The sequence below is a fragment of the Deltaproteobacteria bacterium RIFCSPHIGHO2_02_FULL_44_16 genome, assembly GCA_001798185.1.
Taxonomy (GTDB): domain Bacteria; phylum UBA10199; class UBA10199; order 2-02-FULL-44-16; family 2-02-FULL-44-16; genus 2-02-FULL-44-16.
Map to the genome: position 1 here is coordinate 46,913 of MGRM01000027.1, position 24,494 is coordinate 71,406.

General features: G+C 43.9%; 28 protein-coding genes. 18 read left to right on the forward strand and 10 right to left on the reverse strand.

Annotated elements, in window-relative coordinates:
• The first annotated feature begins 2 nt into the window (after positions 1 to 2).
• The 9 genes from A3C46_02995 (at position 3) to A3C46_03035 (ending at position 6,012) form a co-directional block, all read left to right on the forward strand.
• Positions 3 to 383 carry a hypothetical protein gene (locus A3C46_02995; protein ID OGQ21563.1) on the forward strand — a complete coding sequence of 127 codons (381 nt, stop codon included), beginning with the start codon at positions 3 to 5 and terminating at the stop codon, positions 381 to 383.
• Positions 380 to 715 carry a hypothetical protein gene (locus tag A3C46_03000; protein OGQ21564.1) on the forward strand — a complete coding sequence of 112 codons (336 nt, stop codon included), beginning with the start codon at positions 380 to 382 and terminating at the stop codon, positions 713 to 715. The genes A3C46_02995 and A3C46_03000 overlap by 4 nt, the downstream gene beginning before the upstream one ends.
• A complete protein-coding gene (locus tag A3C46_03005; GenBank protein ID OGQ21565.1) occupies positions 690 to 1,463 on the forward strand; it encodes an EscR/YscR/HrcR family type III secretion system export apparatus protein in 774 nt (257 codons plus the stop codon). The genes A3C46_03000 and A3C46_03005 overlap by 26 nt, the downstream gene beginning before the upstream one ends.
• A 19-nt stretch (positions 1,464 to 1,482) precedes the next feature.
• A complete protein-coding gene (locus A3C46_03010) occupies positions 1,483 to 1,746 on the forward strand; it encodes an EscS/YscS/HrcS family type III secretion system export apparatus protein (GenBank protein OGQ21566.1) in 264 nt (87 codons plus the stop codon).
• Positions 1,747 to 1,749: 3 nt separating this feature from the next.
• Positions 1,750 to 2,655: a hypothetical protein gene (locus A3C46_03015; GenBank protein ID OGQ21567.1), complete on the forward strand. Its 906-nt coding sequence runs from the start codon at positions 1,750 to 1,752 to the stop codon at positions 2,653 to 2,655.
• A 167-nt stretch (positions 2,656 to 2,822) separates the two neighbouring features.
• On the forward strand, positions 2,823 to 3,920 hold the full coding sequence (locus A3C46_03020; GenBank protein ID OGQ21568.1) for a hypothetical protein: 1,098 nt from the start codon (positions 2,823 to 2,825) through the stop codon (positions 3,918 to 3,920).
• Between the two features lie 15 nt (positions 3,921 to 3,935).
• Positions 3,936 to 4,586: a hypothetical protein gene (locus tag A3C46_03025; GenBank protein ID OGQ21569.1), complete on the forward strand. Its 651-nt coding sequence runs from the start codon at positions 3,936 to 3,938 to the stop codon at positions 4,584 to 4,586.
• Entirely contained in the window at positions 4,583 to 5,479 is an 897-nt protein-coding gene (locus tag A3C46_03030) for a hypothetical protein (protein ID OGQ21570.1), read from the forward strand. The genes A3C46_03025 and A3C46_03030 overlap by 4 nt, the downstream gene beginning before the upstream one ends.
• A 2-nt stretch (positions 5,480 to 5,481) precedes the next feature.
• Complete coding sequence (locus tag A3C46_03035; GenBank protein OGQ21571.1) at positions 5,482 to 6,012, forward strand: hypothetical protein; 531 nt, start codon at positions 5,482 to 5,484, stop codon at positions 6,010 to 6,012.
• Between the two features lie 2 nt (positions 6,013 to 6,014).
• Here A3C46_03035 and A3C46_03040 read toward each other — a convergent pair whose 3' ends face one another.
• The 6 genes from A3C46_03040 to A3C46_03065 all read right to left on the reverse strand — a co-directional run bounded on the left by A3C46_03040 (position 6,015) and on the right by A3C46_03065 (position 12,056).
• Positions 6,015 to 7,358, reverse strand: coding sequence for a hypothetical protein (locus A3C46_03040; protein OGQ21606.1), 1,344 nt, complete (start codon positions 7,356 to 7,358; stop codon positions 6,015 to 6,017).
• Between the two features lie 59 nt (positions 7,359 to 7,417).
• On the reverse strand, positions 7,418 to 9,889 hold the full coding sequence (locus A3C46_03045) for a hypothetical protein (protein ID OGQ21572.1): 2,472 nt from the start codon (positions 9,887 to 9,889) through the stop codon (positions 7,418 to 7,420).
• A 2-nt stretch (positions 9,890 to 9,891) separates the two neighbouring features.
• A complete protein-coding gene (locus A3C46_03050) occupies positions 9,892 to 10,482 on the reverse strand; it encodes a hypothetical protein (protein ID OGQ21573.1) in 591 nt (196 codons plus the stop codon).
• A gap of 2 nt (positions 10,483 to 10,484) precedes the next feature.
• Positions 10,485 to 10,754: a hypothetical protein gene (locus tag A3C46_03055; protein OGQ21574.1), complete on the reverse strand. Its 270-nt coding sequence runs from the start codon at positions 10,752 to 10,754 to the stop codon at positions 10,485 to 10,487.
• Positions 10,755 to 10,928: 174 nt separating this feature from the next.
• Positions 10,929 to 11,228, reverse strand: coding sequence for a hypothetical protein (locus A3C46_03060; GenBank protein ID OGQ21575.1), 300 nt, complete (start codon positions 11,226 to 11,228; stop codon positions 10,929 to 10,931).
• Between the two features lie 3 nt (positions 11,229 to 11,231).
• Positions 11,232 to 12,056 carry a pyrroline-5-carboxylate reductase gene (locus tag A3C46_03065; protein OGQ21576.1) on the reverse strand — a complete coding sequence of 275 codons (825 nt, stop codon included), beginning with the start codon at positions 12,054 to 12,056 and terminating at the stop codon, positions 11,232 to 11,234.
• A 94-nt stretch (positions 12,057 to 12,150) separates the two neighbouring features.
• Between A3C46_03065 and A3C46_03070 the strand changes: the two genes are divergently transcribed.
• Both A3C46_03070 and A3C46_03075 read left to right on the forward strand, forming a co-directional pair.
• On the forward strand, positions 12,151 to 12,357 hold the full coding sequence (locus A3C46_03070) for a hypothetical protein (protein OGQ21577.1): 207 nt from the start codon (positions 12,151 to 12,153) through the stop codon (positions 12,355 to 12,357).
• On the forward strand, positions 12,354 to 12,758 hold the full coding sequence (locus tag A3C46_03075; protein OGQ21578.1) for a hypothetical protein: 405 nt from the start codon (positions 12,354 to 12,356) through the stop codon (positions 12,756 to 12,758). Before A3C46_03070 ends, A3C46_03075 begins: the two co-directional genes overlap by 4 nt.
• A gap of 11 nt (positions 12,759 to 12,769) precedes the next feature.
• On the opposite strand, the gene A3C46_03080 is transcribed toward A3C46_03075, so the two are convergent.
• Positions 12,770 to 13,558, reverse strand: a complete 789-nt coding sequence (locus A3C46_03080; GenBank protein OGQ21579.1) for a hypothetical protein — start codon at positions 13,556 to 13,558, stop codon at positions 12,770 to 12,772.
• Between the two features lie 241 nt (positions 13,559 to 13,799).
• On the opposite strand from A3C46_03080, the gene A3C46_03085 reads away from it, so the two are divergent.
• The 7 genes from A3C46_03085 to A3C46_03115 all read left to right on the forward strand — a co-directional run bounded on the left by A3C46_03085 (position 13,800) and on the right by A3C46_03115 (position 21,698).
• Complete coding sequence (locus A3C46_03085) at positions 13,800 to 14,312, forward strand: hypothetical protein (protein ID OGQ21580.1); 513 nt, start codon at positions 13,800 to 13,802, stop codon at positions 14,310 to 14,312.
• Positions 14,313 to 14,362: 50 nt separating this feature from the next.
• Positions 14,363 to 15,208, forward strand: a complete 846-nt coding sequence (locus A3C46_03090) for a hypothetical protein (GenBank protein ID OGQ21581.1) — start codon at positions 14,363 to 14,365, stop codon at positions 15,206 to 15,208.
• Positions 15,209 to 15,220: 12 nt separating this feature from the next.
• The gene (locus tag A3C46_03095) at positions 15,221 to 15,970 is read left to right on the forward strand and encodes an ABC transporter ATP-binding protein (GenBank protein ID OGQ21582.1); all 750 of its coding nucleotides are present in this window, start codon (positions 15,221 to 15,223) and stop codon (positions 15,968 to 15,970) included.
• A gap of 10 nt (positions 15,971 to 15,980) precedes the next feature.
• Complete coding sequence (locus tag A3C46_03100) at positions 15,981 to 16,820, forward strand: hypothetical protein (protein OGQ21583.1); 840 nt, start codon at positions 15,981 to 15,983, stop codon at positions 16,818 to 16,820.
• A 55-nt stretch (positions 16,821 to 16,875) separates the two neighbouring features.
• The gene (locus A3C46_03105) at positions 16,876 to 18,966 is read left to right on the forward strand and encodes a serine protein kinase (protein OGQ21584.1); all 2,091 of its coding nucleotides are present in this window, start codon (positions 16,876 to 16,878) and stop codon (positions 18,964 to 18,966) included.
• Positions 18,967 to 19,095: 129 nt separating this feature from the next.
• On the forward strand, positions 19,096 to 20,202 hold the full coding sequence (locus A3C46_03110; protein OGQ21585.1) for a hypothetical protein: 1,107 nt from the start codon (positions 19,096 to 19,098) through the stop codon (positions 20,200 to 20,202).
• Positions 20,199 to 21,698 carry a SpoVR family protein gene (locus A3C46_03115; protein OGQ21586.1) on the forward strand — a complete coding sequence of 500 codons (1,500 nt, stop codon included), beginning with the start codon at positions 20,199 to 20,201 and terminating at the stop codon, positions 21,696 to 21,698. The genes A3C46_03110 and A3C46_03115 overlap by 4 nt, the downstream gene beginning before the upstream one ends.
• Here A3C46_03115 and A3C46_03120 read toward each other — a convergent pair.
• Genes A3C46_03120 through A3C46_03130 form a run of 3 tightly spaced genes read right to left on the reverse strand, consistent with a single transcriptional unit; the run spans position 21,677 to position 24,452 of the window.
• The gene (locus A3C46_03120; protein OGQ21587.1) at positions 21,677 to 22,546 is read right to left on the reverse strand and encodes a hypothetical protein; all 870 of its coding nucleotides are present in this window, start codon (positions 22,544 to 22,546) and stop codon (positions 21,677 to 21,679) included. The two genes, A3C46_03115 and A3C46_03120, sit on opposite strands and share 22 nt — an antisense overlap.
• The gene (locus A3C46_03125) at positions 22,516 to 23,508 is read right to left on the reverse strand and encodes a hypothetical protein (GenBank protein OGQ21588.1); all 993 of its coding nucleotides are present in this window, start codon (positions 23,506 to 23,508) and stop codon (positions 22,516 to 22,518) included. Before A3C46_03125 ends, A3C46_03120 begins: the two co-directional genes overlap by 31 nt.
• Positions 23,505 to 24,452, reverse strand: a complete 948-nt coding sequence (locus A3C46_03130; GenBank protein OGQ21589.1) for a hypothetical protein — start codon at positions 24,450 to 24,452, stop codon at positions 23,505 to 23,507. Before A3C46_03130 ends, A3C46_03125 begins: the two co-directional genes overlap by 4 nt.
• Between the last annotated feature and the right edge of the window lie 42 nt (positions 24,453 to 24,494).

Here is a 24,494-nt window from a genome sequence, read left to right on the forward strand (position 1 = left end):
ACATGAAGAAAGATGAAAAAATAGAGAGCGAACTTCAGAGCGAACTTCAAAAAGACGAGCTTGATGCTTTTGAAGAATTTGAAACAGGAAAAGGAGAGGATGAAGAACCGGCACAAGAAGAAGCAGAAGCTCCCTCTTCTTCCTCTTTTGATCCTGCGGATTTTGCTCCTGATATTCCCGTGCAACTCGTCGCTGTCATGGCCAAAAAAATGATTACGGTTCGAGATCTCATGGAGTTTCGCATGGGTCATGTCATTGATCTCAATCGTCCCCCGTCTGAGATGGTCGATCTTGTTGCCAATGGAAAGTTGGTTGCTCGAGGGGAGCTTGTGGAGATCGATGGGAAACTCGGTGTTCGTATTCTCAAGTTGGTCCGTTCATGATTGCCCTCCTTCTTCAAATACCGACGGTACCGGCAACAAGTTTAACGGCGATGGACTTTACGTGGCTTTTTCTTCAGATGTTTTTTGCGCTCGCGGCAGTAACGGTTTTAGCCATTTTCATTCTCAAATTTATTGTTCCTCGCATGGGCATGACAAAAAGATTTAAACGCAATCAGCTTTTTCAGGTGCACGGCCGTTTTGCACTTGAACCAAAAAAAAATCTTTATCTGCTTGAAGTCGCAAAAAAATATTTCGTGATTGGGACCTCTGAATCTGGTATAGACAAAATTGCGGAACTGGAATCCCATGACATCGAAGATCAACCGAAATAAAATATTTCTGGGAAGTAGTAGTCTTTTGGTGGGACTGCTTTTGTCTGTTTCTGCTTTTGCGCAAGCGGGAAGCGTTGGCGTTTCGAGGCCGCTCGTTCTCCTTATTGCACTTGCGGCTATTTCACTTGTTCCTTTTCTGGTGATGATGATCACCTCCTTTGTCAAGATTGCAGTGGTGCTCGCGCTCATTCGCAATGCCTTAGGTACTCAGCAAGTGCCGCCAAATATCATTATTACGGGGCTCGCCATGATTCTCACGATCTATATTATGGTTCCCGTGGGGAATGATGTCTATCGTGCGGCAGAGTCGGTCATTCAGCAGGGAACAAACCAGCCACTTCTTTCTCAAGCTTCGATTGAATTATTAAAACAGGGAGCTGAACGGGGGAAAGAACCGGTGCGAGCTTTTCTTCTGAAACATGTTCACGATAAAGAACGCGCCCTTTTTTATAATCTGGCGTTGAAACTTCGCACGAATGAAGAAGATCGCAAAAATATTACGGATCAGGATTTTATGAATCTGATTCCTGGTTTTGTGATTAGCGAGCTTTCAGAAGCTTTTCAGATTGGCTTCATTCTTTTTCTTCCATTTCTCGTGATCGATCTCGTGATTGCGAATATTCTTCTTTCGCTCGGTATGTTCCAAATTTCTCCCGTCACGATTTCACTTCCGTTTAAATTATTACTCTTTGTTCTGGTGAACGGATGGCATATCATCTCAAAAGGGCTTATCTTAGGGTACGTCTAAAGCCTTTCGAGGAGGTTCTATGGAATATTTCGTCGCGGTTGCGAAGCAGACTCTTTTTTTGGTGTTAATCCTCACCGCTCCTCCTGTTCTTGTGGCGTTAATTGTCGGGCTTGTGATCAGCATTCTTCAGGCGACCACGCAGATTCAAGAACAAACGCTTACGTTTGTCCCAAAGCTTATCTCGATTGTGGCAGTACTTGCTATTGCAGGACCATGGATGCTTGCTCAGTTGGTGTCATTTACGTCCGCCATTTATGAATCCTTTCCAACGTATATTAAATAAAACATGCAGGAACTTTTCGACAAACTCGGTGTCAATGTTAATGTCACGTTTCATCTTCTCTTCATTGCACTGATCTGGGTACGATTGTTGGCAATGGCTTCGATGATCCCTTTTCTTTTGGGAAAGCCGGTTCCGCGATCTGTTGTTGTTGCGGTGACGATGCTTCTCGCAGCCTATGGTTATATTCATCTCGTTCCCTCTCATCCTCCTGTTCTGGATGAATCACCTCTCAATCTTTTTATGCTTTTCTTAAAGGAAGCGTTTTACGGTTTTGTGATTGGCATTGCTATTTCGGTTATTTTTTACGGCATTCAAGCAGCAGGAGCGATGGTCGATAATCAGCGTGGAGTCTCGATTGCGCGCATCTTGATTCCTCAGCTTGGGGAACAAGGTTCGCTTACAGGGACATTTCTTTTTCAACTCTCTATTGTTCTTTTTTTAGCGATTGGTGGGCACCTCCAATTTCTTGAAACATTTTTTTTAAGTTATCAAGCGCTTCCTCTTCTTGCTTATCCTTCTGTGGGTGTGGGTTTTATTCCTCTGATTGAACTTTTTATTCATATTACGGCTGAAGTTTTATTTATTTCCATGCAACTTGCCGCTCCGGTTATTATTGCTCTTTTTTTAGCTGATATTATTCTCGGTATTGCGAATCGTATCGCTCCTCAAATTAACGTTTGGGAACTTGGTTTTAATGTGAAAGGGTATGCGGGAGTTATTATTGTCGCTCTTTCGATTACCATGATGGGAGAACAAATCGTGGTCTATGCGTTCAATGCGAATCGGTATGCGGCGCTTGCCATCCACCATCTTCAAGGAAAGAAAGAGCGCTCAAAAGAAGAGATCGATATTCCAGAAGAAGGACTGATTCATCCAGAGGATGGTCCTCTTCCGGTTTTTACCCCTTAAACGGGGTTAGAACTCCCCGTTTGGCTCCTTTGCTTCTCGAAAGAGTTCTTTATAACTATATGAAATATATATATTTTTTATAAATCATGAGCCCGCTTACTTGGCATCTTCATTGCATATCTAAGTCATGAAGCTCTTTCATTCTAGAGAAGAGCGGGAGGAAGCATATGTCACGTATAGATCAGATCCGAAATCGCGATTATCTCGAGCGAGGTGAAGAAAAGCGCCTCGAAAAGAAAGATCAAAAGGCGATCGAGAAGGCGTTCGATGAGAAAAAAACCGTCACTTCAAAAACCCCTGTGACGGATAAGTGGGATGCTCTCAATGCTCACAGTAAAAGATCAGCAGGGTTTGGAGAACCTTTTTCCCCTCGTCAAGCCTTGGATTCTGAACTGACGACTCGTCTTGAACATATGTCAGCAATGTCGCAAGAGATGACGCATGTGGAAAATGAATTAGGGCGTGTTCGAAAAGATGTGGATGCCAAACAACACGAAACATTAAAAAAGCATTTTGAGCAGACTCAAAGTCGTCTGCAAAAAAATTTCGAAAAAGTAGATTTCATGGCACGCGAAACCAATCGCATGGGGGAAATAAAAAGCGAATGGACTGCAGCTCGTGAACGTCCATCTCAGCAATTCTCGCTGACACAAACGAAATCGATGTCTGCGGGTCGTGCTCAACCAGGTGTGCTTGGAACTCCAATTGCACAATCCAAAGCAGTGACGCTTCCTCCAGGGTGGGGTTCTGAAACAAGCGATATTCGTTTTCCAAGCGATGCCTTTATCAAGACCATGCATCTCGATAATCTGACCCAAGACGCATTTGGCGATGCGCTTCAAAATTCAAATCGAGGGCGGGAGATGATGCTTCTTTTTCACTATCTTGCTCAGCGAGCAGCCTCAGGCGATATCGGCGCTATGTATGAATTCATGAAATTTGTCGGTTACATTATTTCAAAAGATAAAGCCAAAGAACTGATACAGGATGCGACACAGATGATGAAAATGCAGGAACAGGAGCGTGAAGCGAATAAAATGATCTATGATTTTAATGTAGACCCAAATGATCCAGCGTCGAGTATGGAATATTCAAAACGAATGATTTTCGTAAAGCAGGAAACGGATTCAATAAATACGAATATGAAACTTTTAGGACAAAAAATGGAAGTCGTAGGCCAAACGGTAGAAGTGATTACCAATATGGTTCAGAACTTGCTCGAAGTCAAAGGCCGGGTTGAACGCAAGAGTTCGGGTGGGGCATAAAAAAGAGGATCCTCGATGGCAATTTCATCATTTTTCTGCGATAATTTGGTGTCTGAACAAGAGGGTTTTCGGAGGGAAGCTATGCCGAAGAAAAAAACTCCTCGTTTTTCTCCCGAGATAAAGGAGATGAGCGAAGAAGAGGCACATGCAGAAGTCGCAGATTTCTTTTTGAAACTCGAAAAAGAATATGAAGATGTCTCCAAAGAGGAAATGAAAGTTGGAGCGCAGAAAATTCAATCTTATCTTCGAGGAGAAATTGGTTGGGGTGAGCTTTTTAATTTTACTCCTGAAATGCTCTTTCAGATGGCGGAATATGGGTTTATGCAATTTCAAGCGGGAAGATTAGAAGATGCGGAGCGGGTCTTTAAAGTTCTTACCGTTCTCGATTGGAATAATCACTATTACCACTCCATGATGGGTTCTATTCTTCAACGTCAAAAACGTTATGGAGAAGCGATTATGGAATATACGCAGGCTCTTGAGTTAGCGCCTGATGATATGGTGAGTCTGACGCATCGAGGAGAAATTTATTTGCAACACGATCTTCTCGAAGAAGCGCGCGCTGATCTTGAAAAAGCCATTGCCTCAGACCCTCACAAAATTGATCGTTGGGCAAATCGCGCTCGCGTGCTTTTGGAACAACTTGAGGTCAAAGGAAAACAATGATCGACTCTGTCCGTATCCCAAAGCAGGAACCTCGCGATCTGGATAAACGTCTGGCAGACGCAGGCATTCTTGACCAACTTCGCAAGGGAAATATTTTTGAAGTTCTCAAAAATCTTCCCACAGGTGTCACCAAAGAAGACATTGAACAATTCATGCGCGAAGAGAAAAGACGCTTGAGTGGCGATGTGGTTCAAGATTATGAAATTAAATCCTCGCAAGCTGATTATCCTGGCGTTGATCCCGCGCTTTTTGCAGAACATCGTGCCGACATGTCACTTTCCTCCCAAGAGACGGAAATGATGACCCAAGGGATTCAGGGAGGAATGCACATCAAAGCGATGAAAGCGGGACTGGCGAAGTCTGATGGCAATGCAACGGGAGAGGGCGCAAATGACGATATCAGAGGTCTCTCCGAAGAAACACTACAAGAGCTCGATCAATTTTTAAACGAAGTGGGAAATCATATTATGGATTCGCAAATGATTTCTCAGCTCAAACAAAAAGATGCTGAGATTCAGAAAGAAATGAAGGAGATCATGGCGCTTTGCAAATCGGGAAAAATTCATCCTGTCTTTGTTCTCATTGCATTGGCAAAATTTTATTCTTCAAAAAGTGGAATTCTTTTTACCTGGAAGGGAAAAAGATTGGAGAACATGAATGAAGTGGTAAATCGTACTTCCCAAGATTTACGAGGAGCATCTGCAACCATGGACTATGGAGAGGTCCAGATGCTCAATAATCGAACGCGTGAAGGAGCATTTCAGATGAATATGGAAATGCAGGATATGCAGAAGCTCGCACAGAATATTGAATCGGTGCTTTCAAGCGTCAAATCGATGTCGGACCTCATCTTCCGTGCGCAAGATGAAATGGTTCGCAAAGTGAGCGCCTAAATATGGGAGAAGAACATCGACAAACACAAATCTTGGATCCAAACCCCGATCGCATCAAGCATGTGACGGAACTCTTTTTTCGGTATGTTCAGGATAAAGTGAGTTTGGCAGAGCTCCAAGGGATCAAGCGTTCTGAACTCATACGCCTGGCTGATGCAGGACATGTCAAGTTTCGGCACGGACGAGTCGATGAAGCAGAGAAAATATTTCAAGGACTGTTGCTGCTTGATCATCGTAATCCTTATTTTCATGCGATGATGGGAGCCATTCACCAAAAACGAGAACGACCGGTTGAAGCGATTATGGAATATTCACAAACGCTTCAACTCACTCCGCGTGATCCTGCGGCGCTTGTCAATCGAGGAGAAATTTATCTTCGTCATAAAAATTATCGTAAAGCGGCAGAAGATTTTCGTGCTGCCATCTTACTTGATCTTGAAGGAAGTAATCTGTGGTCCAATCGAGCACGTTCGCTTGTCATCGCTATCAAACGCTCTATCGAAGCTGACCGTAAGCGCGCTACGCGACAATAATCTTATTCTTTTGAAGGAATATTATATTTCTTGAGCAGATTGCGCAGATGTTTGCGATCGATTTTAGCTTCGCGAGAAGCTTTCGATAAATTGTGATTATGACGTTGCAGAAGTTCTGCCAAATATTCTTTTTCAAATGACTCCACAATTTGCTGTTTCGCATCTTTAAAAGGGACATCCGTATCGACGGGCATGCGCTCAGTTCTCTCTTCGCCGTGTTCAAGTTCAGAAAAAATGAAATCGAGATGGGAACGAGTAATTTCCTGACCTTCCACAAAGGAAACCGCACGTTCAATCACGTTGTGAAGTTCGCGAACGTTTCCTGGCCATTGATAACGATGCAGAAGTTTTATGGCCTCATCATTGATTTTTGTGACCTTGAGGGCGCCATCCGGTAATTTATTGTAAGGAGCGCTTTTAAGAAAATGTTCAATCATAAAGTCGATATCTTCGGGGCGATCGCGAAGCGGAGGAAGATTGATCTTCACTACCGAAAGACGATAGTAAAGATCTTCACGAAAGCGGGTTTCAGAAATTTCTTTGCGCAAATTTCGATTAGTGGCGCAGATAACCCGAACGTCAATTTTAGCAGCCGCATTGCTTCCGACACGTTTGATTTCCCGTTGCTCAAGCGCGCGTAATAATTTTGGTTGAAGATCGAGCGTGAGTTCTCCGATTTCATCCAGAAAGATCGTTCCCCCATTGGCGGCTTCAAAGGCGCCACGACGTGATTTGACAGCACCCGTGAACGCACCCCGTTCGTGGCCAAATAATTCTGATTCAATGAGATTCGGAGCGACTGCAGAACAATCAAAGACCACAAAGGGCTGAGCTTTGCGGGCGCTGTGATGATGAATGGCTCTGGCCACTAAATCTTTTCCAGTTCCGGTTTCTCCTTCGATAATGACCGTAGCTTGTGTCGGTGAAATTTTTTCGAGAATCGAGAAAATTTGGCGCATCTTGCGACTTTTTCCGACGAGCTCTCCAAAGATTTCGCTTTGTGACGGTTCAATTTTTACTTTTTCATCGAAAGCGTTAAATTCAAGAGTCGTATTTCCAACTTTGATGGTATCCCCTGGAGTTAAGTAAGCTTCTTTGACACGTGACCCATTGAGATACGTTCCATTGGTGGAATCAAGGTCTCGCAAAAGAAAACTATCAGAAGAATATTCAATTTCGAGGTGATTGCGCGAGACTGTTTTATCCGTAAGAATAAAATCATTGTTCTCACGCTTTCCGATGGCCATTCTATTTTTATTGAGCGTTATTTTGTTTCCACGCATAGGCCCCTCAATGACTGTAAGCTGGCATTTACGGAGGGAGACGACCTCAGGGGTTTCGTCCATTTTTAGAAGTTCTGTTTTTCCTTCAAATTCCATTTCTTTCGCCATAGTGGTCCGGCTCCTTATTCTTTTTCCAGGATAATATTAAAACTTTTTTTGGATCCATCCATTTTGAAACTGTGCGTCCAGGTTTTATAACCTTTCAGTGTGACAATGACACTGTGTTCTTGATCTGTTCGAACGTTGCGAACAATAACCGGAGTTTTGGGAACTTGTTGTCCATCGAGCATCACTTCTGCTCGTGCGGGAGAACTGATGATACTGACTTCACCGTAAAGATCAGCAAGCTCGATATCCGTAAGATCAACCGTTTCTCCGGGTTTCAGTTCAATTTTTTTCGAGAAACGAGAAAGACCTTCTTTATTCACGAGCACGGAAACGCGTCCGGAAGGAACCGTGAGTGTGAGTGGAGTTTTTCCTTTGTATTCAGCATTAATAAAAATATCTGCATCAGAAGGATTTGAAGCTAGCCTTATTTTTGCTGAACCACCGCTACTGAGTGGTTCCGAAGGTGGAGATGCTTCTTTCGGTGGGATTTTTTTTGTGACTACCTGGGGTTTCTTTTCAGGTTGAGGTTTCGGTTTTTCCACTGGCGCTTCAGGAATGATTATCGGTTTTTCAGCTGTTGGAGCCATGCGGGTAAGTGTCGCATCAACAGGAACTGTTTGTGCTGCAGTGAGTTCCACCTGTGTGGACCAGATATCAAAACCTTTTAACGATAACTCAATGTGATGTGGTTTTTTGAGGTCAAGGTTAGAAATGGTAGCCGGAGTTGTACGTCCTGTTGTTTCCCCATTCATAATCACTGCTGCACCTGAAGGAGTGGAAGTAAGAGCAATGGAACCGCGTTCAGCGACAAGCGGTGAAAGACGAGTTGAAACTTTTTGCGGTTTGGCATTTGAAAGTCGGACCACTTGTTCAAAGTCTTGATATTCCGGTTTTGAAAGAGTGATTCTCACATCGGTCTCAAGCGGAAGGTTTTCAAGTGTCGCCGGAGTAACGTTTCCCGTTAACTTTCCATTCATCATAATGGAAGCGCCGAGAGGTTCTGAAATAATATTTAAAATACCCAAAGGTTTTTGAAGTTCCGCTGAAAGTTCGAGGGGTGTTTTATTCAAGGGTTTGAGCGTACGTTCGATAATGCCATATCCTTCAAGTTCCAGACGCACTTGATATTCTCGATTGAGAACCAGATTGGAGATGGTTGCAGGAGTTCGAAGGCCAGTGTCCTTGTTATCAAGATAAATGCGTGCGCCTGCAGGAATTGTCATGATTCTGCTGGAAACAGTTGCGGAAGGAGGAGTCTCAATTTGAACTGCTGGTTTTTCTTCTTCCCAAAAACGAAGTGTCGGAAATTGATTGAATGCAATATAGGAGCCCATTGCCAACAGTAACGGAATCATACCAGCGACAATCCATTTTAAAAATCCTGATCGCTTTTTTTCTGTTTGTGTTTTTGATCCGCGTGCGGTGATCGATCCAATTTCCGGGAGAGGTGTGTTGCCATGAACAAGTTCAACTTGTTTCTTTCCTTCTTTCACACTCATCGAAGATGTTTGTTGTTCTTGGGAGGTGGTTTTTGCAGCCCGATGCGCCTCTTCTTGAATACGTGCCTGAAATTTCTCCGTGATAAATTTTGAAAGTTTTCGAGGAGAAAAGTCAAGATACTGCGCATACAAAAATTTTGTTAATTCCACCTGAAGATCGCCCGCATGGTGATAACGTTCTTCTGGATTATAGGCGAGTATCTTTGCGAGAAGTTCGCGAAGTTTTATGGGAATCGTTTCAGGAAGATTCTTGACTTGAATTTTTGTGGTCCGAATTTTTTTCAGGACTTCAAATTGTGACTCGCCCGTGAAGAGTTTTTCTCCGGTAATCATTTCATATAAAAGAATTCCAACCGAAAAAATATCGGTTCTCCGATCAATGGGTCTTCCGAGGGCTTGTTCCGGAGACATATAGGCAATCTTGCCCTTCAGAATTCCGGCCATGGTGTGGGAAATATTCATCGCGGCTTTCGCGATCCCAAAGTCCACAATTTTCACTTCGCCTTCATAAGAAATCAGCACGTTCTGAGGGCTGACATCGCGATGAACGATGCCTAAAGGATGGTGTTGATCATCAGTTTTGCGATGCGCGTAATCGAGGCCTTTGCAGATTTCGCTCGCAATATAGACCGCAATGTCGTGCGGAATCAGCTCCTTCTGTTCACGCGAGATATAAAGGATGTCGCGCAAATTGACGCCGCTAATAAATTCCATTGCGATGAAATAATCATCGCCCACTTTTCCCAGATCATAGACTTGTACAATATTTGCATGAGAGAGAAGAACCGAGAGCTTGGCTTCATCGATCAGCATCGTAATAAATTCACTGTCAGCGGCGCAGTGGGGGAGAATGCGTTTGATCACCAGAAGTTTTTCAAAACCATCCACGCCAAACGTTTTGGCTTTGTAGATTTCTGCCATTCCTCCGACAGCAAGTTTGTCGAGAAGAAAATATTTTCCAAACTGTTTTGGTTCAAAATCAGCCATAGTTATTCAATTGATTGAAAGAGGATGAGAAGCGCGACAATGAGAATAAAAAGAAGCGCTACTATTATCCCTTTGCGATGCGAATGTTTTACGTATTCGACACCTTTGTCTCTTTCACCTTTCTTGTATTCAGAGTTCATTATTGATTGACGATGGAGTCCGCTTTGACCCATCGATTGTAAGATCCCTAATTCAATTTCTTTCTTATATGCCCAGAATTCACGTGGAACCTCATCAAGCCGTTGGAGACGTTTCAGTTTGAGAACATCTTCAAAACGTTGAAGAAGTAAAAGTCCGTTTGCTGTGGTTGTCCCATTTGTCCAAACAATATCAGCAAGAAGAAAGGGGGTGCCTTGACGAAGTGCAGCATGTTGGTAACGACATTTCAAAACACGATCGGTCTGGATTTTCGTCCATTTGATTGATTGTTCCGATCGATGAAATTTATCCCACTCATGTTCAGCTTGTTGCTGATAATGAGCATCTGGATCTTCTGGCTGTTGTCTCCGCTGATGCTGATCATCTGTCGCATGTTTTGATTCGTTGATGCGATAGGAAGCAGGAACATCTGGACGGTCAATTTTATCGACCATAATTATTTCCCATCCCCTGTTGATTTTTTTTCTTCTTTCTTTTTTTCAGGAGTTTTCTTTTCTGCTTGGGCTGTTTCAGTTTCTTTTTTTGCCGAAGAACCGTAACCGTCTTTATACCAGCCGCCGCCTTTAAGAGTGAAACTGGTGCGCGATACAATGCGTTTCACAGCGCCTTGGCAATCGGGGCAAATGGTCAAAGGAAGGTCCGTGATTTTTTGAAATCGCTCAAATGCCTTTGAGCACTTCTCACATTGATATTCATAAATCGGCATAACGATCTCTTTTCCTTTCAAAGGGGACCTGACTCACCAGATCCGCCTGAGGAATGAAGACCCCATTTTACGGGTCTCAAAAGAAATTGTAAAGAAATCAGCTTTGTTGGGGTGAAATGAAAGGTAAGTTGCGAGGTTTCACTCTATTCGAGAAATCAATTGCAACTGATTGATTTATATTGATTTATTTTGCGCTAAGCTCAATAAGAAATTGACTAAAAACATTTCCAGAAAAACAAGCAAAAGAAGGGCAATCATGGGCGTGAGATCGATCCGAAGTCGAAGCAGAGCTCGGGGAAGAAATCGCCGAAGGAGTCGGTAGACCGGTTCTGTGAGGCCATACAGCAGTCGAACAATGGGATTATAAGGATCTGGATTCACCCACGTGATGAGCGCGGACGCGATAATGATCATTTTATAGACACCGATCACAAGGCTTAAGACATTGGCAAGTGCTGCAAAAAAATAGGACATGTATTACTCCTTTGTACTTCTGAGCTCTTTTGAGCGTTGCACTGCTGCCTTCATGGCTTCTTCGATTGTCTTCCAAAATTGACGGTTTTCGAAAACTTTCATTGCTGCCCACGTGGTCCCTTTTTTTGAAGTCACCCGTTCGCGAAGTTTTTCTGGATCAGCGCCGTCTTGAGCTGCAATTGCTGCTGCCCCAAGCGCTGTTTGGACTGTCATCCGAAGTGCGAGTTTTGGATCGAGTCCCAGTTTTTCCGCTGCATCGCGCATCGCTTCCATCATCGCGAAGAAATAAGCGGGACCAGTTCCCGAAAGTGCAGTAATCACATCCATAAGTTTTTCATTTCGAATGTCGATGGTCTGGCCGACAGCTTGAAAAATTTGATGGGCAAAACGTCGATCACGTTCTGGCATCTCCTTTGCGCAACAAATAGCACTGACACCAGCATCGATGAGCGCTGGAAGATTTGGCATGACGCGAACAAGTTTTGCTTTGTTTCCAAAAAGTGTTTTGAGCTTTGCGAGATCGACCCCTGCTGCGATGGAGATCACGACATGATCAGCCGTGAGTTTCTTGGCAATTTCCGCGGCGACGGCTTTCATGTCCTGCGGTTTGATTCCGAGGATTAACGTATGAGCGCTTTCGACAAGGGAGACATTATCGGGTGTCGTGTGAATGCCGTAGGTTGTTTCCAGGAGTTTGAGACGTTTCGTTCTGCGGGCTGAGGCAATGATTTCATAGGAACGTACAAGTTGTGATCGAAGAAGTCCCTTTATGAGCGCTTCGCCCATATTTCCAGCGCCAAGCACACCGACGATGTATCGATTTTTCATTGCAATCTTTTAAATGATTTTGATCAGTGACGCAAATGGTTTTCCAAACAGCTCTTGACATACATCTATTTTTAGAGAAAGATACATATCAAGTATGGCTACAAAAACAACAATGAACTTACCTGAAGAGCTCTTGAAAGAGGCAGTAGAAGTCAGTGGGGCTCAAACGAAAACGATGGCCGTCATTTTAGGGCTTGAGGAGCTTATCCGCAAAAAACGTTTAGAAGGCCTTCTGAAACTGAAAGGAAGTGGAAAAGTTCATTTTTCAAGAAGTGATTTGAAGCAATCTCGACGCCGATGAATGTTCTTGTTGATTCTTCTCTTTGGATTGAATTTTTTCAAAAAAAGCCGCGCATTGATCTCACTTCATTAGAACTTCTTCTTGAGGAGAGGCGAGTTGTTACCTGTCTTCCTATCCAAGCTGAAATTCTTTCAGGGAAAATGGATCATCTTACAGCTCAAAAGGTAAAAGCAGCATTTGAAGTGATGATCCATGTTGATCCCGATTGGAACTCTCCTATCATCTGGAAAGAAATTGCGACGCTTGCGCACCTTACCAAGAAAAAAGGTCAAAAGATGCCAGGCCTTGTTGATCGAATGATTCTTATTGCTGCAAAAACTTCAGGATCCCTTCTTTGGAGTATGGATAAGCACATGAATCAACTTGCAGTGCTTGCAGAAGTGCAACTGTTTTTGTCTTGAAAGTTGTTTTGCTATTTTTCTGACGTATTTTGCCGACGCTCTCCAAAAATCGCGGTGCCGACGCGGATGATGGTGGCCCCTTCTTCGATGGCGATGTCGAAGTCGTGGCTCATGCCCATCGAGAGTTCCTTGAGATCAAGTTGCTCTGCGAGTTCGCGCATCTGACGAAAGTAAGGACGGCTTGCTTCGGGATTCGGGTCATAAGGAGGAATACATATAAGACCTTTCACGCGAAGATGTTGCAGTGATTGCATCTGATGCAAAAGTTCTGCAGCATCTTTCGGTGTCATTCCGGATTTGGAAGATTCGCCGCCAATATTTATCTCGAGAAAAAGATCAATAGAATCTCTTTCGAAACATTCTTTGGTAACGGGTCCTGCCGCCTGCGGTGTCCCGGCCCTCCCGCTATTGGCGGGAGACCCTCCCGGAACACGCTCCGGCGTCACCCGAACCATGGAGTTTCGAAAGAGATCTATTGCTACTGCTGTTTTCATGGAATCGATCACAATGCTTGTTGTAATCGGCGCAACAAGTTTTACTTTATTACGTTGAAGATGCCCGATGAAGTGCCATCGGATTTCAAGATCATGAAGGAGCGCAGCTTTCTCTTTCATCTCCTGAGCGTAGTTTTCTCCAAAATCTCGTTGTCCTGCATCATAGGCTTCTCGAATCAAATCTGTTGATACTCCTTTTGAAACAGCAATGAGTTGGATCACTGTTGGATCTTGGCCAGATTTACGTGCAGATGATTCGATTTTGCGTTGGACGTTTTGCAATTGTTGAAAAAGAGGTTTGTTCATAAATTGAAAGTCTCTCGGAGGCGCTGTCTCACTACGGAAAAAATCCTCACTCGCCGGATTTTTTCCTGCGCTTCAGCCTGCTGTGCATTGAGGCTTCGTTCCCAGCGTCTGAAGACGCCGCTCGACAATCGCCTCCTGCGGACTTTCAATTTCACCCGTACCACTTCTTGTCAATCGTTCAAAAGCACGATATCATTCAAAAATTACTGGGGGATTCATGAGGCGAGCTTTGCCAACATTGTTGGTGACACTTTTTATTGTTTGGCAAAGCGGATGTCTTTTTGGCGGCAAAAGCAGCTATCACGGCGTGAAATCCTATCGTGAAGGACGCGTTTTTCTTCCGGAGCACCGCTCGTATAATGTAGGGGAGCTTCCACGTGGCTGGTACGAAATTGAGACCGATGCGAGGGCTATTGCTTTTTATCATGATGCGTATCGATCAACTATGTTTACCGATGCTTTTTGCAAAGATGCTTTTGATGATGTTTCCCACGAAAAATTGATTGCCAAAATGGTGGGTGGACTTCAAGGACTTCAGACCATCAGCTCGAAAACCTTTCAGCTCGATGAGCGAAGAGCATTGCAAAAGCATTTTCGAGGATCATTAGATGGAATCGAAGTGGGGGTTGTTGCTGTTGTGGTCAAAAAAGACCAATGTCTTTTTGATTTTGTCCTTGTGACTCCTCCACAACCAGAAAAGCAAGTGACAGAAGATTTCGAACATTTTTATCAAGCGTTTCACTTTACACGATAGGAAATTTACCAATAACTGACAGTTAGTTATTGGTAAATTGCTTGCAAGATATGACTTCAAAACGGATGGACATAGAGCGTTCTTTGTCAGCTCAGCCCATGACACCGCCGATCTTCAGTCCTCGGGCTTTTGCCGCGTCGATTGGAGAGCGAGCGATTGATTTGATTACCTTTGCCGGTGGAATGACAAATCTTACGATTGCCACGTTTCGTGCTCTTTTTCGACATCGCCTTTCGGTCGTCGAGCTTGTTCATCAATTAGCTTTTATTGGAAATCGTTCTTTTGCGATTGTGGGACTCACCGCTATTTTCACGGGGATGGTCTTTGCGCTTCAACTTGCAGTGGGCATGGGTCGGTTTGGACTCAAAACCTATATTGGACAAATTGTCGGAATCGCTATCTTGCGAGAACTCGGTCCCGTGTTGACCTGTCTGATGATCGCCGCTCGCGTGGGGAGTGGGATTGCCGCTGAGTTGGGATCGATGGTGGTGACCGAGCAAGTGCTTGCCATTGAAGCGATGGGAGCAAATCCGATGCAAAAACTTGTTGTGCCCAGACTTCTGGCGACGATGATTGCGGCTCCGATTTTAACCGTGATGGCAGATATCATCGGTGTTTTTGGAGGGAGTGTCATTGCGATTTCGGAGGCAGGAGTCACACTTCCCTTTTATCTCGATCAAATTCAAAACACGGTCATCATGGAAGATTTTTCGAGCGGAGTTTTTAAAGCCATCTGCTTCGGCTTTTTTATTTCGATGGTCTCTTGTTATCACGGCCTCAGCACGGTCGGCGGGACTGAAGGGGTTGGCCGATCGACAACACGAGCGGTCGTGCACGCATCGATGTTTATTTTTGTGTCAGACTTTTTCTTAACGAAACTCTTTATCACTTTATAAATGAAGGAATGAATGGCTCTCATTTCATTTCAAAAAGTTTGTAAGGCATTTGGTGCAAAACAGATTCTCGTGAACGTCGATATTGAGATCCTAGAGGGAGAGACGCTGACGATTATTGGAGGAAGTGGAACCGGAAAATCGGTCTTTTTGAAACTTCTTCTCGGAGTTTTAAATCCCGATAAGGGAGCTGTTTTTTTTCGAGGGAAAAATGTTTCGGATATGAAGGAAAAGGATTTGATTGAGATGCGAAGCCATATGGGGATGCTCTTTCAGGGAGCGGCGCTTTTTGACTCGCTCACGGTGGGACAAAATGTGGCGTATCCGCTGAAAGTTCATTTTGATTATGATGATGACAAAGTGGAAAACATTGTGGCGGAGTGTCTTCAGATGGTGGGACTCCCCGGAATCGAAGATATGATGCCAGCAGATCTCTCAGGAGGTATGCGCAAACGTATCGGTCTTGCGCGCGCGATTGCGACACATCCTGATGTCATTCTCTATGATGAGCCGACGACAGGACTTGACCCTGCCAATACGCAGAGGATTGCAAAACTGATTCGCGAACTTCAGCAAAAACTTTCAGTGACTTCTGTTGTCGTAACGCATGATATGGAATTCGCCTTTTCGATTTCAAATCGAATGGCAATGCTTCATCAGAGAAAATTTTCCTTTGTCGGAACCGTCGATGAAGCGCGATCGTCTTTAAATCCAGTAGTTCAAAATTTTTTACAAGGAAAGATGGAAACAGGAGATACGTCCTAAGGGAGAAGCTATGGCACGAGAACGAATGACAGAACTTCGAGTTGGAACCTTCATTGTCTTAGGTGGCCTTCTTGCCATGCTGATGATTTTCTTTATCGGTGGTGAAGGGAAGATTTTTAAACGTACCTATACACTGTATACTCAATTTGAATCTGTTGCAGGACTTCGACCGGGAGCCGATGTCCTTCTGGCGGGGATGCGTGCCGGAACAGTCGAAAATATTTGGTTTCCTAAAGATCTCACCGATAAACAAGTTCGTGTGGCTTTAAAAATTCAACGACATTTTCGCGATCGCATTCGCACGGATAGTTTTGCGCTCGTCAGTACGCAAGGGTTGTTGGGAGATAAATATGTTTCTCTGACGGTCGGCAGCCCTGATCAACCGGAATTGAAAGATGGAAGTTTACTTGCTTCTAAAGAGGGCGGATCGATTTCGGCAGTTGCGGATAAAGTCAACGAGGTGATGGGAGATGTAAAAGAAATTTCGTCTTCTATTAAAGCGATGTTTCAAGGAAGTATCGATTCCAAAAGTGAAGGGGATATTCGAGCCTCTATTGCTTCTCTTCGTCGGCTGATGGAACATGTTGAAAAGGGAGAAGGTCTTTTGCATGCTCTTGTCTATGATCCTCAAGGAGGAGAGATGATGGCATCCCTTTCTCAGGCCTCAAAATCAGCAGAGGAAATTCTCGAAACCGTTCGCACGGGACAAGGAACCGTCGGACTTCTGATCAATGACCCGGCTATTTATGAAGATGTTCGAACCCTTCTAGGCCGCACAAGTCGCAATAAACTCTTTCGTGCCGTCATTCGCGCAACTCTCCGCAAAAATGAGAACCAAGTATTGAAATAGCGATTTATGAATGGTAACATGGCGTTGTCTTTCACCAACATTTTAAGGAGGTTTCATGGGACTTGAATCCGAACGACGTAACTTGATGGATATGGTCACAAGTCTTCACGACGTTCACGGATATCAGGAACTCAACTGGGAAGGAAATTTTGCTGAATATCTCCGTATCGTCGAAAAAAATCCTGCCGTTGCTCGCACTGCCTTTCAACGCGTTTACGATATGATCATCCGTGAAGGGTTTGAAGAATACACCGAACATAAAAAGAAAATCGTTCATTATAAATTTTTCGAAGATCCACTTGATAAAGGAAAGGATGCTCTTTTTGGACTCGATCTTCCGCTGATGAAGCTCGTGAATATTTTTCAAGCTGCGGCACGTCGATATGGTCCTGAAAAGCGTATTATTCTTTTGCATGGTCCGGTGGGAGGAGCGAAATCAACGATTGCGCGTCTCATTAAAAAAGGTTTGGAACACTATTCTCGCACACCCGAGGGGGCCCTTTATACTTTTTCGTGGGTACGCGGAGGAACCAAGGGACTCGACGCTGTTTTTGGCAATGCGGATGAAATTACCTGCCCGATGCACGAAGAACCGCTTCGCCTGATTCCTTTGAATGTTCGGGAAAAAGTTTTGGCGGAACTCAATAAAGTATTACCTCATGAGCAACAGATTTATGTCGAAGGAGATCTTTGTCCCAGTTGTCGTTTTATCTATCGTGAACTGAGCCGTCATTATAATGGAAACCTTGGCGATTTGATGAATCACATTCGCGTCAGACGCATTCTTCTTTCGGAAAAAGATCGCATTGGGATTGGAACCTTTCAACCGAAAGACGAAAAGAATCAAGATTCCACAGAGCTGACGGGAGATATTAATTATCGCAAGATTGCAGAATATGGTTCTGATTCAGATCCGCGCGCCTTTAACTTTGATGGCGAATTTAATATTGCGAATCGCGGCATCATTGAATTCATCGAAGTGCTGAAGCTCGACGTTGCCTTTCTGTATGATCTGCTTGGCGCATCTCAAGAGCATAAAGTAAAACCGAAAAAATTTGCGCAAACCGATATTGATGAAGTGATCCTCGGACACACGAACGAAGCTGAATATCGAAAGCTGCTCAATAATGAATATATGGAAGCACTTCGCGATCGTACGGTCAAAGTGGACATTCCTTATATTACAAAATTGCACGAAGAGGTGAAAGTCTACGAAAAAGATTATGGTGCAACCAAAGTCAGAGGAAAACACATTGCGCCACACACCATTGAAACTGCAGCCATGTGGGCTATCCTTACGCGCCTTGAAGAACCGAAGAAAGCGAATCTGACCCTCATGCAAAAGTTGCGACTCTATGGTGGAAAAACGCTTCCCGGATTTACAGAAGATAATGTGAAAGAGCTTCGCAAAGAAGCGATGCGTGAAGGGCTTGATGGTATTTCACCGCGTTATATTCAGGACAAACTTTCGAATGCGCTTGTGGCTGATATTGGCGGCGGATGTGTGAATCCCTTTATGGTCATGAACGAACTTGAAAGTGGACTGAAGCATCATTCACTTTTGAAAAATGAAGAACAGCGAAAGCGATATCGTGAACTCCTCGCTGTCGTCAAAGAAGAATATGAAGATATTGTGAAAAATGAAGTACAGAGAGCTATTTCAGCCGATGAAGATGCAATTTCGCGTGTCTGCGGAAATTACATTGATAATCTCAAAGCTTACACACAGCGGGAAAAAGTGAGGAATCCGTATACGGGTCAGGATGAAGAGCCAGATGAACGCCTCATGCGGTCTATCGAAGAGAAGATCGATATTCCGGAAAGCAGAAAAGATGATTTTCGTCGCGAGATTATGAATTATATTGGAGCGCTTTCACTCGAAGGAAAAAAGTTTAATTATAAAACCAATGAACGACTTCACAAAGCCCTTGAGCTTAAACTTTTCGAGGATCAAAAAGATTCTATTAAGCTGACAAGTCTTGTTTCAAGTGTGGTGGATAAAGAAACGCAAGAAAAAATCGATGTGGTCAAAAGTCGGCTCGTGAAAAATTACGGTTACTGCAACACCTGTGCGACAGACGTGCTGAATTTTGTAGCTTCCATTTTTGCTCGAGGGGATGTGAAGGAGAGAAAACCGATGGCATAGCAAGAGAACTTCTCAAAAAGGTCCAGATGCGAGGCAGCCTGAGGAAGCCGACTGAGGCGTACTCGAAGGTACGCCGCAAGAAGGACTGACGAAGGTAACGAAGCAGTTGGACCTTTTTCAGAGGTTCCTTTGGCGCAAAAAATTGATCAACATGTTGCAAGATTTAAACACATCCTCCGTGGCCGCATTCGCAAAGGCCTCCGAAAATTCATTTCTTCCGGTGAGTTGATTGGTCGTCAGGGAAAGGATCTGGTGAGTATTCCAGTTCAGCGTATCGATATTCCACGATTTGTGTATGGTGACAAACAAAAGGGTGGAGTGGGTCAGGGTGAAGGAGAAGTAGGAGAAGGAATAGGAGAAGGTGATGGCCAAGCCGTCTCCAAGGCGGGAAATGCGCCTGGAGAACACATCACCGAAGTGGAAGTGACACTCGAGGAATTGGCGGAACTTTTGGGTGAAGAGCTTGAGCTCCCGCGTATCAAACCAAAAGGTCAGCATGAAATTGAAGAGATGCGCACACGTTATTCCAGTATTGCCACTGCCGGTCCTGAAAGTTTAAAACACTTCAAACGCACATATCGAAAAGCGCTGAAACGTCACATTATGAGTGGGACGTATAATCCCAAAAATCCAAAAGTGATTCCGATCCGCGAAGATCGAGTTTATCGTTCGTGGAGTAAAAAAGAGAGTCCCTCGAGTCGTGCTGTCATTATCTATATGCTCGATGTTTCTGGTTCTATGGGAAATGAACAAAAAGAAATTGTGAGACTGACTTCTTTTTGGATCGATACGTGGATTCGTTCACAATACAAACAAGGTGTGGATGTTCGGTATATTATTCACGATGCGGTTGCTCGCGAAGTTGATCAAGAGACTTTTTTTCATACACGTGAAAGTGGCGGAACGATTATCTCCTCTGCCTATAAACTTTTTTTGAAAATGATTCAGGAACAGTATGATCCTCATGAATGGAATATTTATCCTTTCCATTTTTCTGATGGCGATAATTGGTCGGGAAATGATACTGAAGAATGCCTGAAACTGTTGGAACAACAGATTTTGCCGATCTCCAATGTTTTCTGCTACGGGCAGGTCGAGAGCGAATATGGAAGTGGACAATTTCTTCATGACTTGACCGGAAGATTTCAAGAACATCCTCTTGTCATGACCTCAAAGATTCCGAATCGTGATGCGATTATTGACGCTATCCGACATTTTCTGGGGAAGGGAAAATGAAAAAATATCAAACCCAACTCGGACCTGAATTGACTTCCTGGCAAAAAAAAATCGAAGCACATGCTCGCGATTATGGCCTCGATTTTTTTGATGTCATCTTTGAAGTTGTAGATTGGAAACAGTTAAATGAGATTGCGGCGTTTGGTGGCTTCCCCAATCGTTATCCGCATTGGCGATTTGGAATGGAATATGAAGAACTCTCCAAAAGTTATGCGTATGGACTTTCAAAAATCTATGAAATGGTGATCAATAACGATCCTTGTTATGCCTATCTGCTTTATTCAAACGCTCTCGTGGATCAGAAATTAGTGATGGGGCATGTCTACGCTCACTGTGATTTTTTCAAGAATAACGTTTATTTTTCTCACACCAATCGCAAGATGATGGATGAGATGGCGAACCATAAGACGCGCGTCATGCGTTCGATTGATCGTCATGGCTATAACACGGTTGAGGAATTTATCGACTGTTGTCTCTCTCTCGATTCGCTCATCGATTTTCATGCTCCTGCTATACGTCGTCGTCGAGCTCCCGAAATTGAAACCAGCGAAAAAAACCCAGAAGTGGCGCAGCCATATCGACTGAAAGCGGTACGCCCTTATCTTGAAAAATATGTAAATCCCCAATCATTTTTAGATGAGCAGCAAAAACAAATCGTGGAAGATCAACAACGAGTCCATCATATTCCCGAAAATCCGGAGCGCGATGTGATGCTGTTTTTGCTGGAGTATGCACCTCTTGATCGCTGGCAAAGAGATATTCTTTCGATGATACGCGAAGAGGCCTATTATTTTGCACCACAAGGTCAGACGAAAATTTTGAATGAAGGATTTGCGAGTTATTGGCATAGCAAGTTGATGACGGAAAAATTGCTGACGGATGACGAAGTCATCGATTATGCGGATCATCACTCGGGCACTGTCTGCATGCAGCCCGGGAAACTCAATCCTTATAAGCTTGGCATCGAGCTTCTTCGCGATGTTGAAGAGAGATGGAATAAAGGACGGTTTGGAAAAGAATATGAAGAATGTACCAATATGGTGGAGAAGAGGAAATGGGATAAAAAACTTGGATTGGGACGAGAAAAAATTTTTGAAGTGAGACGACTTCATAATGACATTACCTTTATTGATACTTTTCTTACTCCGGAGTTTTGTGCAAAACAGAAGTTTTTTACGTTTGCGTTCAATGTTACGGCGGATCAGTATGAAATTGCGAGTCGTGAATTTGAAAAAATCAAACAACAACTTCTTTTTCAACTGACCAATTTTGGAAAACCGATGATGGAAGTTGTCGATGGCAATTATAAAAATCGCGCTGAACTTTTGCTTCGTCATGTGCATGAAGGCATTGATCTGCGTGTCGACTATGCTCAAGAAACGATGAAAGCACTTTTTCGCATTTGGCAGCGGCCAATCAATGTTGAAACCATCGCTGATGGAGTTCATAAGATTTTAAGTTTTGATGGAACCTCTCATACCGAATCACGCCTGTAACTTGCTGAAATTGTTCTTTTTTTCAAAAAGAAAGCCTGCATGAAAAGAACAAGAAGAACTAAGAAGCCGCTACTTATGAGAGCGAGCTCCCAAGCGCTGATCCAAAAGGCGATGCTGATATTAAAAAGCGCAATGCTGAAAAAGAATGCCGGATAGAGCCAATTGAGCTGCGCTCTTTTCTGGGTAAGGCTTGGCAAAGCTCTCCAGATCATCTGATTCGTTAGGATTACGACAAACGCGACGAGAAACCAGCCTGCGAAATTTGAAAGCGGAACGCCGAAGTATTTTCCAGGATTGACATAATAATGGATCTGTCCCAGAAACCATTTCTCTCCCATGGTTGCCACGGGGTCGATGATGATGTCTAAGAGCATGGTAAAAAATGCTCCCAACGAACAAAAAATTATTTCAAAACATTTCCTTGAGCCTTTTACTTTTTCTGTGTGAAGCAAGCCGCTGTGATGGCCCTCGTCAGCACCTGCGAGGTTTGTAGCAGGCGCGCACGAGGGTCGAGCAGACAGGCTTGCTGTAGTAAGAAAAAGAGCAAGGGTATATCCCGCGAAAATCAAAAACGGATATGACAGAGAATCAAAGAAGGGAACTCCGAACACTAATAATTCTCCCTGTAAATTTTCATATCTATAATGATACTCACCGTACGGAAATCCATTGTGGATCGAGGAATATTCGGAAAGCCACGCAATCCCATAGCCTGTCACAAGCCACAGTAGTGTTCGCCGCCATCCCCAGAGTCTCCATGCAAGCAAGAGGTACGCGATGAGGAAAAGAAAAACATACGGGCGTTTAAGAATGGTCGTTATGAGCTCTGTAAATAGTGTTGATGCCAAAGGAGACTCTCCCGAACAGTTTCTTCAAATGGTCGTGGTGACAATTTAATTTCTGTTTGTGCTTTGATGCAATCAAAAAACCAATGGTGTTTTACCAGTCGAACACTCGTTCGGGTTGCAAGTGGCGCTCTCTTTGTTGCTCGCGCGAGAATTTCCGCTGCTCTTGACGCACTCGAAGCGAGAAAATAGGGAAGTCTGAGAAGTGGTTTTTTTATGTTCGTATTTTTTTCAAGTTGTTGAAGAAGATCGGATATAAAAAGATTATGCCCTCCAAGAAGATAAATCTTTCCGTTTGGTTCTTGATGGAGCGCTGCGACAATCGCGGTTGCTACATCGCGCACATCGACCATGTTGATCCCCGCATCATAATAGAAGGGGAGTTTGCCTTTTAAAAACGCTCGAATAAGGCGTCCTGGAGGGGTTCCATGAATATCGTTTGGGCCAAGGACAGCCGTGGGTCGAATGATCGTCGCTGGAAATCCTTGTTGAATATGATCACGAACGATTGCTTCAGCGAACGCTTTACTTCTTTCGGCATGACCGTTGATGTATTGTGGAAGAGGAGATGTTTCATCTCGAGGGTTATTGTCCGGTGCTGGCCCCATGACATCACAACTGGAAAGAAATACGAAGTGTTTGATCCTTGCAGCTTTTGCTGCAGCACAGATACATTTTGTTCCTTGTTCATTCACTTCATAAAATTTTTTGACGGGACGGTACCAAAAAGTATTAAGCGCTGCTGCATGAATAACAGCATCACACTGTTGCAGTGATGTGAAGAGAAGAGTTGTATCGCGTATATCCCCGCGAATCATTTTCACCGAAAGTCCTTTGAGATTGAAATCGATTTCGTCAGGAGCGAGAAGAGCGAGTACTTCGTGGTTTGAATTGAGAAGAGAACGGATGATGTGAGATCCAATAAAACCTCCAGCTCCCGTGACAAAAATGCGTGAGAGCTTCATCCCTTAATGGAAAGGAGAGCGTCGACAATTTGTGGTTCCCATTGTCCATTTTCTTTTTCGCGAGCAAAAATGGAGAGAGCTTTTTGGGCGCTCATCGCATGACGATAGGGACGATTGTGGGTCATCGCATCAAAGGAATCTGCCACGGCCGCAATTTTTGCCATAAAGGGGATCTCGTCTGCAGTGAGCTTATCAGGATAACCTTTCCCATCGATACGCTCATGATGAGATCGAATCACCGCAAGTGAGGGTTCCAAACTTTTAAGGCGTGAACAGATATCATATCCTTTTGTGGGATGGGTTTTGATGTGATCAAACTCGTCGTCGGTGAGCCCTTCAGCTTTGAGGAGAATGGCTTCTTTAATCCCGATTTTGCCAATATCGTGCAAAAGACCTCCGCGATGAAGGTAACTCAACTCTCGCTCCGCGAGTCCAAGAAGCGCTCCGAGTTCCACTGAAAGTGTGGCAACACGTTCGGAATGACCATGTGTAAAACTATCTTTCGCTTCAAGCGCTGCTACGAGCGAAAAAAGAACACTTTCACTCGTATCGAGATCATTGTGAAGAAATTTTGAATGAAGAAGTGATTTGACGCGCGCTAAAAGTTCTTTTGCTTGTAGCGGAAAACGAAGGAAATCGTCCGCCCCTAATTCAATGGCTTTTATGCGCTCTTCCGCATTTTCAAGGGAAGAAGTAATGACGACAGGAAGAAAACGAGTAACCGAACTCTGTTTCACGCGTCGACAAATTTCATAGCCAGAAAGAGAAGGAAGTTTTAAATCGAGAAAGAGAAGATCGGTTTTTTTTTGCTGAAGATGCGCAAAAGCTTCTTCACCATCAGTCAAAACAGTGAGTTCGTGAAGGGTATGAGCCAAAATCTCCTGTAAGAGAGCAATCTGCTGTTGATTGTTCATCGCCAAAAGAATCTGTGCTCTTTCACGCATAAAGTCTTTATACCAGAAGAGGATTGCAATGTGCAATGGTCT